This is a genomic window from Leptospira andrefontaineae (assembly GCF_004770105.1).
Classification (GTDB): domain Bacteria; phylum Spirochaetota; class Leptospiria; order Leptospirales; family Leptospiraceae; genus Leptospira_B; species Leptospira_B andrefontaineae.
On sequence record NZ_RQEY01000023.1, the window covers coordinates 253,771 to 267,542 of the forward strand.

The following is a 13,772-nucleotide window of genomic DNA, read 5'->3' on the forward strand; positions in this document are numbered from 1 at the left end:
TAAGTTTGGACAGGAATCTTGAATGATCAATATGTCTAGAAATAAAGTATTTCTGATTTGGATCCTGATTTTAGGAATTTCTACCCAGATCTATTCCCAAGGGGATGAGAAGAAGGTGGGGCATCTTCGTATCCTGGGCTCAGACCAAACTCATTGGAAGCAGATTGATGATTTTTCAGTGCTTGTAGATTGGGGATTTTATCCGGACCCAATTGATCTACGCTTTAGGATTGGTAATTTGCCTGAGGAATCCAAGACAGAATTCCTGATCTTTCCTTGGAGTCTTCTGGATTCAGTCCAGGTCTGTGATCTAAAAGGAGACTGTTTGCAGGCCGGATTTATTCATCCGGTCAATGAATGGCTGATCCCTGGGATATTCCCTGTTTTTCCTCTCAGAAAATTCCTGGAGGAAAGCCAAGAGATCGATATTAGGATACAGTCTAGGAATTATATACTTTCAGAAGTTCGTTTAGTAAGCGCAGAAGAGTTATATTCTATCTCTACAGTCTACTCTGGGATTGTATTTTCACTTCTTGCGCTTGTGATCGTTCAGATCGCTTATTTAATCAATTCTTATATTCGTCTTCGTTCCAAATGGATCTTATATCAGATCTTGTTTTCTTTTGGTATAGGTCTTACATTTTTATTCGTATCCGGGATCGCTTCCAGATATCTTTTTCCGGGATTTGGTTTTCCTCTTTCTTTAGGGAAGAAGATCATGATAGGTTATCTGATCATTTCAGGAACTCTTTGGGTTTCTCATTTTCTAAAGATCAGGCAGAATTTCAAACCGGTTTGGTACTTCTATAATTCGGTAAATATTCTGACCGCGATCATGATTGCCTTAAGTTTTACTAAATTCCCGAGGCAGTTCATTTCTCGCTCTTTTACTATTTTCTATTTGGCTGTGACTGGGACGGCGATCGTTCTCAGTTTAGTTGCAACAAAAAGAAAGACCATCCAGACTCGCTGGTTTGTGTTTGGAATGTTCTCTTTACTTGCGATAGAATTACTAAATATTATTTCATATAAGGCATTCTTTTCCTTCGATGGAAAAAGTTTCTTATTTTTTATAACATTCTTCGTTCCGATAAACATATTCCTGACAAGTCGTTCCGTTCGTACAAGGATCCGAGAATTAGAACATGAAATTTTATTAAGGAGAGAAGAACTCAGGAATTTCCATGTGGATAAAACATCCTCGGACATATCCGGAAAGAAAAAATCTACAATCCTGGGTATCAATGTAGAAGATACTCTGGCCCGATTGAATAAACTTTTGGATGAGGACAAGATCTATTTAGAGGAAGAATTGAGGATCAGTGATCTTGCTGCAGTCTTAGGATTATCCGTACATCAGGTTTCAGAACTTCTCAACCAAGTTTTGAATATTTCTTTTCCCGATCTGCTTAAAAAATACAGAATAGAAGAAGCTAAGCGGATTATTCTAAATGATCCTTCTGCAAATATATTGGATCTGGCATTCTCTGTGGGTTTCCAATCCAAGTCTTCCTTCTATGATACTTTTAAGAAGCATACTGGACAAACCCCTCAAGAATTTAAAAAATCGGCTTCGCCTGACTCTTCTGAAGAATAATTGGGAAGGTTAAAATAAGAAGTTTCGAAAAAGAAAAACATTCTCTTTTTCGAAACTATTGATTAATAGATCAATACCAATTGATCAATTCAACATTCGGATAAAATTACTTAATAGCAAGAAGAAGATTGAGGAGTGCTTGCTACTACAGTATTGTAATGAAGAGAATAATTTCCAGTAATTGACTGGGTTCCTTCTTTACCTGCATTTTCTCCTATGATCCAAGTATCCGATTTCGGAATACCACCTGCCGCATAAGCTCCAATATCCGTAGTTGCATTTCCATAAGCACGGATAATATCCAAGCCGACAGTATTACGCAAATAGTTGATATAATCGGTTTTGTAAGCCTGAACATTTGCACCTAAATAATCGGAACTAGGATGATAATGCCAAGACTTCATTCCTTTAGAAGGGAACCAATCACGAGTATCCTTAGTATTCCAATAAGGACGACCGGTCAAATAAACGATCTGGTATCCTTTGTTACGATATGCATTCACAGTTTCCGAAGCGTAATAATAAGCGTCGGCAATTTTGATACCCGCATAATCTGCAAGAGCTTCAAAATCGTTTGTGGTCAAGGTTCCATCCACATCAAACAGAACGGTTTGGCGGCCAGGATCAGCTACAGTTAAATAACCATCCGCACTAGAAAGATCGCCTTCTACTACCATACGAACTATATAGTCACCGGTTGCACGTACACCTAAGTTCGCAGTGATCTTACCATCACCATTCGTGGTATAACGACCCACATAGGTCCAGCCGCTCATCGCAGTTCCATAGATATAAACGTGAATGTATTCACCTTCCAGATCTTTATGAAATACAGCATCATAATCGAATTTACCAACTATAGTTGCATTCGATCCTGATTTTACGATTGTATCGTAAACCATATGATAAGGTACATATAAACCTGCTAAAATCGTATTTCCGAAATTTCGAAAACTTCTTTTGGTCGGTTTTGAAAAGGTAGGTGGGTTAGAAGGAGTGGTGTAGTCCGGACAATCCGCCCAAAGACCACCTGAGAACGCAGTTAAGCACAAGGCTAACAAAAAGAATCGCATAGAGATCTCCAAATATTTTTTTCATCTGAAAGTTCTTTTGAAAAATTTTTGTAAACTGATTACAGAAATTTTCCAAACAGCGGCGAATATATTGGAGCTACATTAGTAGAGCAAGAAGAAACTAAAAATGACTATGACAATATATAGAAATATAAAATACAAAAGATCGATTGAATGAGATGCAACTGTTATAAATAACTTATATATAATTGATATATAAGAAATATCTAAAGAATGAAGGTTGTAACTCGGCTTCAGTTAGAAATCAAACTATTTTGCGTTCTATTTTTATTTGAATTCGTATCTATAACTTCCGCCAAAATAAGCTCTTGCTCCGTGATATGCAGAACAGGAAACTTCCTCCACTTCTATTCTATTTGGAAAATATTCGAATTCCAATAAGCAGCAATCCGGATCATCCGACTTACAACCTTCTGTGGATGCCCAAGTCCATTTGCCTTCTTTACTTGGAGTCCAATTTCCGTTTACTTCGCCCAGATGAGCTGTAGGACCTCTGACAACTTCGAAAGAAAATTGGATATTCTTAGTCGATTTATCTCTGAAAAGTTTTAAATTACCTCCGAAACCATCTGTATAAGAACCCAGTCCTTCTTTGGATGCGGCACCAAATTTCCAAACATGATTTAGGTATTTAGTCCTTTCTTCTGTCGTCCCTGTCTTACAAATGATCGTCTCTATCCCGGTTTCATCGGAAGCATACATAGGTCCTTCGCATACCCCATCCCTGTATCCGATCCAAAGGACTTGCAGTTTTTTTAAATCTTCCTTTTGTGATTCAGATAAACCTTCTCTTATTTTTTTATAAGTTACATTCAGTTCTTTGTCAGCGACTTGATATTCCTTAGAATAACATTTTTTCTGATCATTCTTATTTTTGATCTTGGAGCAGGCATCGACTGGATCGGATGTTTTGGAAAAGATAGAAAATGCAAATATAGAAATTAATAGGGATATGATTAGGCGGAAATGCATTGGGAAATTTTAATTTTTATGGGGAGAAGGCAATAATTTTATCCTTCGGTCTGTAAAATTTTTTTATAAAAACATTCAACCAAACGGTTGACTCCTTTTCTTCTTTGTGATATGCGTTTAACCATATGGTTGAATCCAGAAAATACGACCTCAATCTGATCTTTCAGGCATTGTCTGACCCGACCAGAAGGGCCATGCTCAGAAGCCTTTCTAAAAAAGAGAGGGTGATCACGGAGATTGCAAAACCGTTTGAAATGTCATTAGCTGCCGCTTCCAAACATATTAAGGTTTTGGAAAAGGCGAAATTAGTGAATCGAAGAAAAGAAGGTTCATTCTCCTATCTAAGTCTGAACGGAAAGGCCATGATGAGTGCGGATAGATGGATTCAATATTATAAGAAATTCTGGGAGGATCAGTTGGATTCTCTCAAGGAATTGTTGGAGGAAATTGAATGAAAACAGCAGAATACAAGCTGGAAGTATCGAAGTTTATAAAGGCCAAAAGAGAGAAGGTTTTCGAAGCTTGGGTTAAACCTGAAATTATGAAAAAATGGGGTTGTCCCAAGGAATTGAAGATCGGAGAGATCCAAATGGATTTCAGGGTAGGTGGGAAATATAGAACTACTATGCTTGGGAATGACGATGTTTATATCGCTACAGGGGTATATCAAGAAATTATATTAAATGAAAAACTTGTTTTCACCCATGGTTGGGAAGGACCTGAGCAAGGTAACACTCTTGTTACAGTGGTATTTAAGGATAAGGGAGAAGGAACCGAAGTGTTGCTAACTCATGAAAAGCTTTCATCTGAAAGTTCGATGGAAGGACATAAAGAGGGTTGGATCAGTACGCTGGAGAATTTAGAGCTCCAATTTTCCTAAAAGTTCGGCAGAAGGAGATGTATATTTGGCAATTAGCAGAAATGCTTCTTGCCAATTCGCTTATCATTTTATGAAATAAGAAATTCGATGCCTAAAACGAATTTCGACATTCTTTGGATTATCCTTTCTTCCGGATTGGTTTTTTTTATGCAGGCGGGGTTCTTATGTTTAGAATCCGGCCTAACGCGCACCAAGAATTCGATTAACGTAGCAATTAAGAATATTACAGATTTCGGGATTGCTACTCTCGTATTCTATTCACTAGGATTCGGGCTTATGTTTGGAGCGACCTATAATGGTTGGATCGGAAAGGACATGTTCTTTCCTGATTTTTCAAAAACAAGCCCGGAAACTTCCGTTTTCTTTTTATTCCAACTCATGTTCTGCGGGACCGCCGCGACTATCGTTTCAGGTGCTGTTGCAGAAAGAATGAAGTTCGGTGCATATATCATCGTCACTACAATTATTTCTTCTTTGATCTATCCGATTTTCGGCCATTGGGTTTGGGGAAGGGATTTGCAAGATTGGAATCAATTTACCGGCTGGCTTTCTCATCTTGGCTTTATGGATTTTGCAGGTTCAACTGCAGTGCATAGTGTAGGTGGATGGGTCGGGCTATCTGCAATGATGCTGATCGGAAACAGGACCGGAAAATACGGTAAGGATGGTTCTGTTAGAAAGATCACTGGGCATAATCTTCCACTTGCTATGCTTGGAACATTGATCCTTTGGTTTGGTTGGATAGGATTTAATGGGGGAAGTACTCTTGCTTTCAATTCCGAAGTTCCAAAGATCATCGTAAATACAATGTTTGCAGCTTCCGGAGGGATGGCTTCCAGTTTGATCTATGGCTGGATCCGCTTAAAATATGCGGAAGCTACTCTTCCTTTAAACGGAACCTTGGCAGGCCTAGTTGCAATCACTGCTCCATGTAATGCGGTTAATTCCATTGAATCACTTTTGATTGGATTAGTTGCAGGAATTCTAATGTTCGAAGCGGGCGTTATTTTAGATAAATTGAAACTGGATGATGCAGTAGGTGCTATTCCTGTGCATCTAGTCTCCGGGATCTGGGGAACATTAGCAGTAGGTATTTTCGGAGATCTTTCTATTTTAGGTACTGGATTAGATAGAAACACTCAAATACTTATGCAGTTATTAGGTGTTGTTTCTTGTGCTATTCTTTCTTTTGGTATAAGTTATCCCCTTCTTTTTATTATCCATCGTTTTTATAGTTTAAGAGTTTCACCCCAAAATGAATACCAAGGACTGAATTATACGGAACATAGAGCCACTACTGAGTTGATTGATCTGTTTTTAGAAATGGAATACCAAAAGCAGACTGGGGATCTGAGTCAGGATCTTTCCATCGAGCCGTTCACGGAAGTGGGACAGATCGCAGAAAGGTATAATTTGGTATTGGATAAGATCAGGACCAATATTAAAGAAAAGGAAACTTTGGCAATTGAGCTAGAGCATAATTTAAGTTTGCTCCAAAGCGATCTATCCACTGCTCGAAAGATCCAATCCGGGATCATTTCTCAAGAGGATAAACTTACAGGGGATTTGGAGATTACAGTTAGATATCTTCCTCTTACAGAAGTGGGAGGGGATTTTTTCGATATCATGGAACTTCGCCCCGGATTGACGCGGGTGTTTCTTGCCGATGCAACTGGGCATGGAGTTCAAGCAGCTCTCTTGACTATGGCGATCAAAGCAATTTATGAATCCTTAAAGCGTGGGATTTATAGCGTTACCGAAATTTTATATCATTTAAATAATGAATTCTTACATACATTCAAAAATTTGAATCAATTCTTTACATGCATAGTAGTCGATATCGACACAAATTTAAATTTGATCAGATATTCTTCTGCAGGACATGTGCCTCAATATTTGATCCAAGGTGAGGAAGTCCATTCATTGGAAAAAACCGGAAGGATTATGGGTGTGATCCCTAACACAAAATACACATCCAATGAGATCGGATTTACCCAGGATTCAAAATTAATACTTTTTACAGACGGTCTATTTGAACAATGGAACTCTAATAAAGAGGAATTCGGAGAAGAAAGAGTAGAGGCGATCGTAGGAAATCTAAAAGGAATTCCAATTGGCGAAGGGATCGATCAAATATTAAAGAAGTTGGATGAATTCTTAAACGGATCTCCCAAGCAAGATGATATTTCAGTTTTAGGGATTAGTAGGAAGGTCAAAAAATAGAAATTTATATCTCATTTATTCACTTGTGAAAAATCCTTCTGTTGTTAGTTTGATGTTTCCAGATTTATGTTATATCTAATTCTTAAATACACAGTGACTTCTGCATTAGTGGTTCTAATTTCAGAAATTGCGAGAAGGAATGATCGGCTAGGAGCATTGATCGCTTCTCTTCCTTTGGTTACGATTCTAACATTATTATGGCTGCAGTTTGAAAAAACTGATTCTGAAAAGATATCAAATCATGCATATTATACATTTTGGTTTGTGATCCCCACCTTACCTATGTTTTTGATATTTCCTAAGCTATATTCAACATTCGGTTTTTGGTCTGCCCTTGGATCTTGTGTTATACTGACCGTTTTACTTTTCATTTCTTTCAATTACGTTCTTGAAAAATTCGGCATCAAACTTATTTAAGTTTCCTCAAATTACTTCTTGCTCGTGCATGTACGAGTATAGAATCAGTTTTGCTTAATAAATAGAGAAGAGAATCATGCCCGCCAAAAAAACAAATCGACCAAGTCCTGGAAAGTCACTCGCAATAGGTAGGTCCGCCGAAATTTCGGAATATGGACCAAGTAAGATCCTAAAATTATTTTTTAAAGAATTTCCTTCCTCGGAGGTCGATACAGAATATTCTAATTCCGTAATCGCCTTTTCTTCGGGTGCTAGTTCCATGAAATGTTATGAGAAGGTCAAGATCGGAGATAGACACGGTTTGATCTTTGATAGATTGGATGGAATTTCCCTCACCAAACTTCCTGACAAAAAACCTCTGACTTTTTTCAGTCTTTCTAAAATACTCGCGGACCTACATCTGGATTTGCATAATAAACAATCCAAAAAGATGAAGGATATCAGATCGGAAGCCGTTAAAGTCCTTTCTAAAGAGCCGCTTTCCTTTTTGAGTAAAGAAGAGAAGAAGATCGCAAAACAATTTATAGAAAATTTACCCGAAGGATCTTCCGTTTTACATTTGGATTTCCATCCTGAAAATGTGATCGTTACAAAGGATTCTTATGTGATCATAGATTGGATGACTGCTTTAAAAGGAGATCCTGCAGCTGACGTTGCTTCCACTGTTTTTCTGTTTCAGGATGCTGAACTTTGGCCGGGAACTCCGTTCTTAAAAATTTTATTTTACACTGTAGTTCGAAAGTTCATATTAAAAGGTTATCTAAAAAGGTATCTTTCCGTTTCAGGAATGGATTGGAAAGATATAGAAAGATGGAGACTTCCTATATTAGTTTTTCGTTTAGGGCTGTGGAATATTGAAAGTGAGAGAGCTGCTTTGCAAAAGGAGATCAAAGAGATCATTTTTTCTTCTAAGGCAGGTAAATGAATCCTCGAAAATTAGAACGATTTATCGAAACTATAGGCGATCAATCATACTTTGACGTATTGATTATAGGAGGTGGTATTACCGGATCTGCCTTAGCTTATGAAGCGGCGAGTAGGGGGCTTTCTGTTGCCTTGGTGGAAAAAGAAGATTTTGGCGGAGCAACATCATCTGCCACAGGTAAATTGATCCATGGTGGACTCAGATACTTAAAACGTTTTGATCTGTCTTTAGTGAGAGAGGCGCTCAAAGAAAGAAGGATCTTATCTAATATTGCTCCGAATCTTGTCTATCCTTATCCTATGATACTTCCGAATCCTGGCCTTTTGGAAAGAGTCGGTTTGTTTGTATATGATCTACTTTCTTTTGATAGAAATCGGACCTGGGACAAATCCAAAAAAATCCCTGCACATAAAAACCTTTCTAAAAAAGAGATCCAAAACCTAGGCTTGGCTATGGATTCTGCGATCTATTTTTATGATTGCATTATGCCAAGTCCTGAAAGATTGACTTTGGCCTTTCTGAAATCAGCAGTCCAGGAAGGTGCATCCGTTTCCAATTATACAAGAGTAGAAGAGCTGCTCTTTGAAGGGAGCCAAGTTATCGGAGCGCTTGTCAATGACACTATTCATAATAAAAAAGTAAAATTAAAAGCTTCAGTAGTTGTAAATGCTTCGGGGCCTTGGAGTCAGGACCTTCTGAACGGAACTAAAAAGATAAAGGTTCCTGTTCCAAAAACAAGATCCGAAGGTATTTATCTGATCACAAAAAAATATTTTGATACAATGGTGCTTCATGTAGGCAAAAAAGGACATTTCAGTTTTGCTCCTTGGAGAGGAAAAAATATGATAGGGCCTACTGAAAAAGCATATTACGGTCCTGTGGAAGATTGGAAACTTTCTAAAGAAAGTATTTTAGAATTTTTGGAATATATCAATTCTTCCGGTTTACTTTCCGAAAAATTAGAATTAAAGGATATCGAGTTTGCTTATGGTGGGCTTAGGCCTCTTGCTGAATCTGGGGGAGAGGATAAAGAAACTTATTCTGCTTCCAGAAAATCGGAATTACAAGATCATTCTAAAGATGGAATAGAAGGACTCATTAGCGCTGGCGGTGGTAAATATACTACTAGTCGTCATTTCGCAAAAAAGATATTTCAACTCATTCAAAAAAAATTATCTAAAAAAGCCGGACCGAGTATTTCTGAGAAGAAGTTCTTAAATGGATGTGAGATCCCAAACATAGAATCTTATTTAGAAAATGCTAAATCTTCTCATTCTAATTTCCCTCAAAAGACGATAGAGTATCTGGTCCGTCATTATGGAACTGAATACGGATCTATTCTAGAATTAGCAAATTCATCTAAACAATTATCGGAAGTATTGGATGAAGATGGAGAATTGGCAGCTCAAGTTTTATATGCGATCCGTTTCGAGATGGCAATGACACTTTCCGATATTTTTTTAAGAAGGACTGGACTTGGAACTATTGGACTTCCATCCGATGAGGTGCTATCTAAAGCGGCTGAGATTGCAGGCAAAGAATGGAATTGGTCTGCCGAAAAAAAATCCGAAGAGATCGAGAAGCTAAAACGAAGGTTAAAACTTCCAGTTTCTTTCTAATTTAGATTTCTACCGATCGAAAAATTGCTGGATCAAATCATAAGAAGCTCGATCCGAATCGGACAAGACTACTCGTTCGAGGGATTTGGATTTCCTTCGATCAGTAAATAAATTGCTTTGCAACGAAGAACGTTTCGTCTAAATTACTTATCGAATGCCTGGAATTGTCCCCTTGTCACAATATATTAAGAATTTATTATATTTTATATGTTTTTCATTGATGATCAGTTGTGGGGCGATTTCAACAGAAAACCCGTGCGATCCCTCAAGTAATACTTTTTTAAATACTCAGCTCTTAAAATTCCTTTTAAACGATACAAGCTCCACCTGCGAAGTTAAAGTAGCGGGAAATTCTTGCGGTATTTTTAAAAACGGAGAGGCGGCAACCATAGTACTGGGCCAATCGGATTTTACGGACAACAGTTCTTTTGGGACAGCCCCCAACCAATTCCGATCGGTTTCCGGAGCAGTAATGGACATTCAAGGGGGGCTTTGGGTAACGGATTCTTATGGCGGTCCGAGCGATGCAAGGATCATGCATTTTCCTGCGCCTTTATATACGAATGCAAACGCAGACATTATACTTACTGTTAACCCAATGGAAGCGAGACAAATCGCCATGGATACAAGTGGTGGGATTTGGGTGGTTGCTGGAACTACTTCAATCGGGAACAAGGTTCTGCATTTTGCTGCCGGAATGAGTTCAGGGGACACTTCCGATATCATGCTTGGAACAGGGGCATCTTCCACGACTATAAATACTCTGAATAATCCCTACGGGGTTGCGGTAGGTCCAGATAACAAAGTCTGGGTTGCAGACTACTTTAATAATCGGGTTGTACGTTTCTCGCCACCGTTTACTTCAAGTATGGATGCAGACTTGGTAATCGGTTCGAATGACTTTACCACCCCTGGAGGAGGGGCTGCTTCGGATACTAGGATAACCTCTCCTACCGGTCTTGCAGTGGACAGCGCGGGAAATCTTTGGGTTTCAGATTTTGGAAATAATCGGGTCCTTCGATTTAGCCCTCCTTTTTCAAACGGAATGCAAGCAAATATGGTTCTCGGACAACCTAATTTTACTAGCTCTTCGGGAGCAACAAACCAGTTTGCCTTAACCGGTCCGAATGGAATCAGCATCCAGGCAAATGGGGCGGTTTGGGTAGCGGATACTAATAACGGAAGAGCCGTCCGTTTTTCCCCTCCGTTTACCATTGGAAAAGGAGCTGATAGTGTACTAGGTAAACCAGATTTTACTTCGGGCTTTAACGGCACTGCTACTGCAGAAAATATTGGAAGTGTTGTATCTGTGGTAGCTGCTCCTTGCGGCCTTTGGGTAACGGATTCTTTCAATAGGCGAGCTCTCTTTTTCCCATAAAGTTTTAGGGGCGAACCCACTTCGCAGTATTTCCGCTGCTATCCTTTTCGTGTTCTAAAATATACTCATTTCTTAAAATTATAATTTTCTAATACGATTGCGATCCCTTGTCCGCCTCCAATACAAAGAGAAGCCACACCATATCTCAGATTCCTGCGTTTCAATTCATATGCTAAAGCCAAAGTGACTCTGGTTCCACTTGCTCCAAGAGGGTGACCGATCGCGATTGCTCCTCCATTCACATTTGTTTTTTCCGGATCCAATCCGAGTTCCCGGATCACTGCCAAAGTTTGAGAAGCATAAGCCTCGTTGATCTCAAATAGATCTATATCTTCGAACTTTAGTCCCGCATTTTGAAGAGCTTTGGGGATTGCAAATACAGGACCTAAACCCATCATTTTAGGATCACAACCTATATTCGCATAACCTAATATGGACACTAAAGGGTTTGTTCCACTCTCTTTTGCCCAATCTTCGGAGGCTAGTAGAACGGAAGCTGCTCCGTCATTAATTCCAGAAGCGTTTCCTGCTGTGACTGTCCCTTCTTTCAAAAATGAAGTGGGTAGATTTTTTAATTGAGGTAAACATTCTTCTCCTCTAATTTGTTCGTCTTTGTCTAATAAGAAAGATTTTTTTCCTCCTGTTTGGACAGGTATCATTTCGGAAGAAAATGTCCCGGTCTTTGTGGCCTTCTCCGCTCTTACTTGAGAAATTCCAGCCCATTCATCTTGTTCCGATCTAGGAATATTAAAATGTTGGGAGATATTCTCCGCAGTCATTCCCATTGTCAGATCTACAAAACAATCTGTGAGACTTTGAGCGAGTCTATCTTCCACAATTGTATCCCCGTATTTATTTCCCCATCTAGCGCCCTTTAATACAAAAGGTGCGTTACTCATGGATTCAGTTCCACCTGCAAGTATTAGATTGTTTTCCTTGGATAGGATTTTACGAGCTCCTATCAGGATACTTTCGAGTCCCGAACCACAAAGTCTGTTTACAGTAAGTGCGCTGGATTGTTCCGAAAGTCCGGATCTGAGAGCTATATGTCTAGCAAGATAAGCGGAATCTTTATTGTCTTGTATTACATTTCCGTAGATAGATTCTTCTATTTTAACCGGATCTACTCCAGTCTTACGAATGGTTTCTTTTGCGGTGATTACCGCCAAATCGGAGGAACTATAGTCTTTTAATCCTCCGCCGAATTTTCCAAAAGGGGTTCTTGCCCCATCTACCATGACTACCATATCATCTCCTAATATGTTGTATATACACTATTTATTGCTGAAGGATTAACCGCTTCCGATATATTTTTAGACTTGGTTTTGGGTTTCCAGAACAGGAATTTTTCTGACTTCCGAGAGTACCCTTAAGGTTTCTTGGAACTTAGATTTTCCTAATGATTTAGTAAGTTCGCTTTGTGCATCTTTCCAGAGTAAAATTGCCTCGGCTAATTTGGATTCTCCCTTTTTGGTGAGGGATAGGTTTCGGATATTCCCTGCTTCTTTTTTTTCGATCCGGATCAGGTTATCTCTTTTTAGGATCTCTAAACTTCTTTGTAGGGTAGTTCTATCTATGTCTGTGAGCCTGGAAAGATCTGTGATACTACATTCTTCTTCATGTCCTATTCCAACTAATATGCTGAATTGTGTGATCCTAAGCCCGGATGGTTTGAGTATAGAGTCGTAATAAGAAGTAACTAATCTGGCGGTTCTTCTTAAACTTACGTTCAAACAGGACAATCCGATTTTTTTAAGTTCCGAAGCCGAAGGTTTATTTTTCATATCTTCTATCTAAATGGTGTGTATGCACTATTCCTTGGTCAAGCTCAAAAATATGGAAGAAACGAAGCCTATTGCCTTAAAGCAGGATATTCATGAACCTGTTTAGGGTGGTTTTCTTTGAGTATTTTATAAGAAGAATCCTTTTCTTCCAGGATACATTCATCCAAAAGAGATCTAAATGCTCTACTTACTGATTCCGGAGTAGTTCCTATCAATGATGCTAGTTGGTTTTTGTTGATAGGAAGAGTTATAGGTTTCTGAGAAGCTCCGCATTCTTTTAGAAAATTCAAGATCCTGTCTTTTACGGAGAGATGTAAATTTTCTACTAATTTTTTCCTGAAATAATTGAGATGTTGTATCGTTACCGCTGAAAATAAGTATAGAGCTTTTGTATTTTCGAATAAGAAGGAGGTGAATTCTCTTTTAGGATAATACATCAATTCTCCTTCTTTTAACGCTTCGCAGAATGCAGGATAAAAACAAGGTTCATTAGGCTGGAAGATTGGATGAGAAGCGATCAATTCTCCCGGGTAAAATACTTTTAGAATGGCTTCTTTTCCGTCTTGGGATAAAGAATACACTTTAAAGATCCCGGATAGTATTTCAAAAAAACCATCGTATGGGTCTCTTTCCCCGAAAACTACTTCGCCTTTTATAATTTTTTTCCGAATGCCGATCGACGAGAGTTCGTTCGGAAATTCTTTGTGGATTTCAACCCAATGTTCGCTTGTTTGAACGCCGAACGTCTTAGTCATAACAATTGTTTTATGTTAGTTTTAAAAAATAATTCAAGCCAAAAGAGTTCCAAAATTTTCTAAACCTACTTGATCTATATCAAGGAAATTTTTTGCAACATAACTGAGAATACTCCCGATTTCTAAAT

At 38.6% G+C, this 13,772-nt stretch carries 13 protein-coding genes; 8 read left to right on the top strand and 5 right to left on the bottom strand.

Annotated elements, in window-relative coordinates; all coding sequences use genetic code 11:
* The first annotated feature begins 31 nt into the window (after positions 1–31).
* Complete coding sequence (locus EHO65_RS17975; RefSeq protein ID WP_135775915.1) at positions 32–1,597, top strand: helix-turn-helix domain-containing protein; 1,566 nt, start codon at positions 32–34, stop codon at positions 1,595–1,597.
* Between the two features lie 110 nt (positions 1,598–1,707).
* Here the strand turns inward: EHO65_RS17975 and EHO65_RS17980 are convergent, their stop codons facing one another.
* Both EHO65_RS17980 and EHO65_RS17985 read right to left on the bottom strand, forming a co-directional pair.
* Complete coding sequence (locus tag EHO65_RS17980) at positions 1,708–2,670, bottom strand: lipin/Ned1/Smp2 family protein (RefSeq protein WP_135775916.1); 963 nt, start codon at positions 2,668–2,670, stop codon at positions 1,708–1,710.
* 288 nt (positions 2,671–2,958) lie between these two features.
* Entirely contained in the window at positions 2,959–3,663 is a 705-nt protein-coding gene (locus EHO65_RS17985) for a lysozyme inhibitor LprI family protein (protein WP_135775917.1), read from the bottom strand.
* Between the two features lie 125 nt (positions 3,664–3,788).
* On the opposite strand from EHO65_RS17985, the gene EHO65_RS17990 reads away from it, so the two are divergent.
* The 7 genes from EHO65_RS17990 to EHO65_RS18020 all read left to right on the top strand — a co-directional run bounded on the left by EHO65_RS17990 (position 3,789) and on the right by EHO65_RS18020 (position 11,105).
* Positions 3,789–4,118 carry an ArsR/SmtB family transcription factor gene (locus EHO65_RS17990; RefSeq protein ID WP_135775918.1) on the top strand — a complete coding sequence of 110 codons (330 nt, stop codon included), beginning with the start codon at positions 3,789–3,791 and terminating at the stop codon, positions 4,116–4,118.
* The gene (locus tag EHO65_RS17995; protein WP_135775919.1) at positions 4,115–4,543 is read left to right on the top strand and encodes an SRPBCC family protein; all 429 of its coding nucleotides are present in this window, start codon (positions 4,115–4,117) and stop codon (positions 4,541–4,543) included. Before EHO65_RS17990 ends, EHO65_RS17995 begins: the two co-directional genes overlap by 4 nt.
* Positions 4,544–4,630: 87 nt before the next feature.
* Complete coding sequence (gene amt / locus EHO65_RS18000; RefSeq protein WP_135775920.1) at positions 4,631–6,766, top strand: ammonium transporter; 2,136 nt, start codon at positions 4,631–4,633, stop codon at positions 6,764–6,766.
* A gap of 66 nt (positions 6,767–6,832) precedes the next feature.
* A complete protein-coding gene (locus EHO65_RS18005; RefSeq protein ID WP_135775921.1) occupies positions 6,833–7,183 on the top strand; it encodes a DUF3147 family protein in 351 nt (116 codons plus the stop codon).
* Positions 7,184–7,259: 76 nt separating this feature from the next.
* A complete protein-coding gene (locus EHO65_RS18010) occupies positions 7,260–8,108 on the top strand; it encodes a phosphotransferase family protein (protein ID WP_135775922.1) in 849 nt (282 codons plus the stop codon).
* Complete coding sequence (locus EHO65_RS18015; protein WP_135775923.1) at positions 8,105–9,727, top strand: glycerol-3-phosphate dehydrogenase/oxidase; 1,623 nt, start codon at positions 8,105–8,107, stop codon at positions 9,725–9,727. The genes EHO65_RS18010 and EHO65_RS18015 overlap by 4 nt, the downstream gene beginning before the upstream one ends.
* Positions 9,728–10,199: 472 nt before the next feature.
* A complete protein-coding gene (locus EHO65_RS18020) occupies positions 10,200–11,105 on the top strand; it encodes an NHL repeat-containing protein (protein ID WP_244243573.1) in 906 nt (301 codons plus the stop codon).
* A gap of 65 nt (positions 11,106–11,170) precedes the next feature.
* On the opposite strand, the gene EHO65_RS18025 is transcribed toward EHO65_RS18020, so the two are convergent.
* The 3 genes from EHO65_RS18025 to EHO65_RS18035 all read right to left on the bottom strand — a co-directional run bounded on the left by EHO65_RS18025 (position 11,171) and on the right by EHO65_RS18035 (position 13,644).
* The gene (locus EHO65_RS18025) at positions 11,171–12,352 is read right to left on the bottom strand and encodes a thiolase family protein (RefSeq protein WP_135775925.1); all 1,182 of its coding nucleotides are present in this window, start codon (positions 12,350–12,352) and stop codon (positions 11,171–11,173) included.
* Between the two features lie 66 nt (positions 12,353–12,418).
* Positions 12,419–12,889, bottom strand: a complete 471-nt coding sequence (locus tag EHO65_RS18030; RefSeq protein ID WP_135775926.1) for a MarR family winged helix-turn-helix transcriptional regulator — start codon at positions 12,887–12,889, stop codon at positions 12,419–12,421.
* A 68-nt stretch (positions 12,890–12,957) separates the two neighbouring features.
* Positions 12,958–13,644 carry a Crp/Fnr family transcriptional regulator gene (locus tag EHO65_RS18035; RefSeq protein ID WP_135775927.1) on the bottom strand — a complete coding sequence of 229 codons (687 nt, stop codon included), beginning with the start codon at positions 13,642–13,644 and terminating at the stop codon, positions 12,958–12,960.
* Positions 13,645–13,772 lie beyond the last annotated feature (128 nt).

Coding starts and splice junctions, on each gene's coding strand:
- EHO65_RS17975 (WP_135775915.1), top strand. CDS start 32: ATGTCTAGAAATAAAGTATTTCTGATTTGGATCCTGATTTTAGGAATT.
- EHO65_RS17980 (WP_135775916.1), bottom strand. CDS start 2,670: ATGCGATTCTTTTTGTTAGCCTTGTGCTTAACTGCGTTCTCAGGTGGT.
- EHO65_RS17985 (WP_135775917.1), bottom strand. CDS start 3,663: ATGCATTTCCGCCTAATCATATCCCTATTAATTTCTATATTTGCATTT.
- EHO65_RS17990 (WP_135775918.1), top strand. CDS start 3,789: ATGGTTGAATCCAGAAAATACGACCTCAATCTGATCTTTCAGGCATTG.
- EHO65_RS17995 (WP_135775919.1), top strand. CDS start 4,115: ATGAAAACAGCAGAATACAAGCTGGAAGTATCGAAGTTTATAAAGGCC.
- amt (WP_135775920.1), top strand. CDS start 4,631: ATGCCTAAAACGAATTTCGACATTCTTTGGATTATCCTTTCTTCCGGA.
- EHO65_RS18005 (WP_135775921.1), top strand. CDS start 6,833: ATGTTATATCTAATTCTTAAATACACAGTGACTTCTGCATTAGTGGTT.
- EHO65_RS18010 (WP_135775922.1), top strand. CDS start 7,260: ATGCCCGCCAAAAAAACAAATCGACCAAGTCCTGGAAAGTCACTCGCA.
- EHO65_RS18015 (WP_135775923.1), top strand. CDS start 8,105: ATGAATCCTCGAAAATTAGAACGATTTATCGAAACTATAGGCGATCAA.
- EHO65_RS18020 (WP_244243573.1), top strand. CDS start 10,200: ATGGACATTCAAGGGGGGCTTTGGGTAACGGATTCTTATGGCGGTCCG.
- EHO65_RS18025 (WP_135775925.1), bottom strand. CDS start 12,352: ATGGTAGTCATGGTAGATGGGGCAAGAACCCCTTTTGGAAAATTCGGC.
- EHO65_RS18030 (WP_135775926.1), bottom strand. CDS start 12,889: ATGAAAAATAAACCTTCGGCTTCGGAACTTAAAAAAATCGGATTGTCC.
- EHO65_RS18035 (WP_135775927.1), bottom strand. CDS start 13,644: ATGACTAAGACGTTCGGCGTTCAAACAAGCGAACATTGGGTTGAAATC.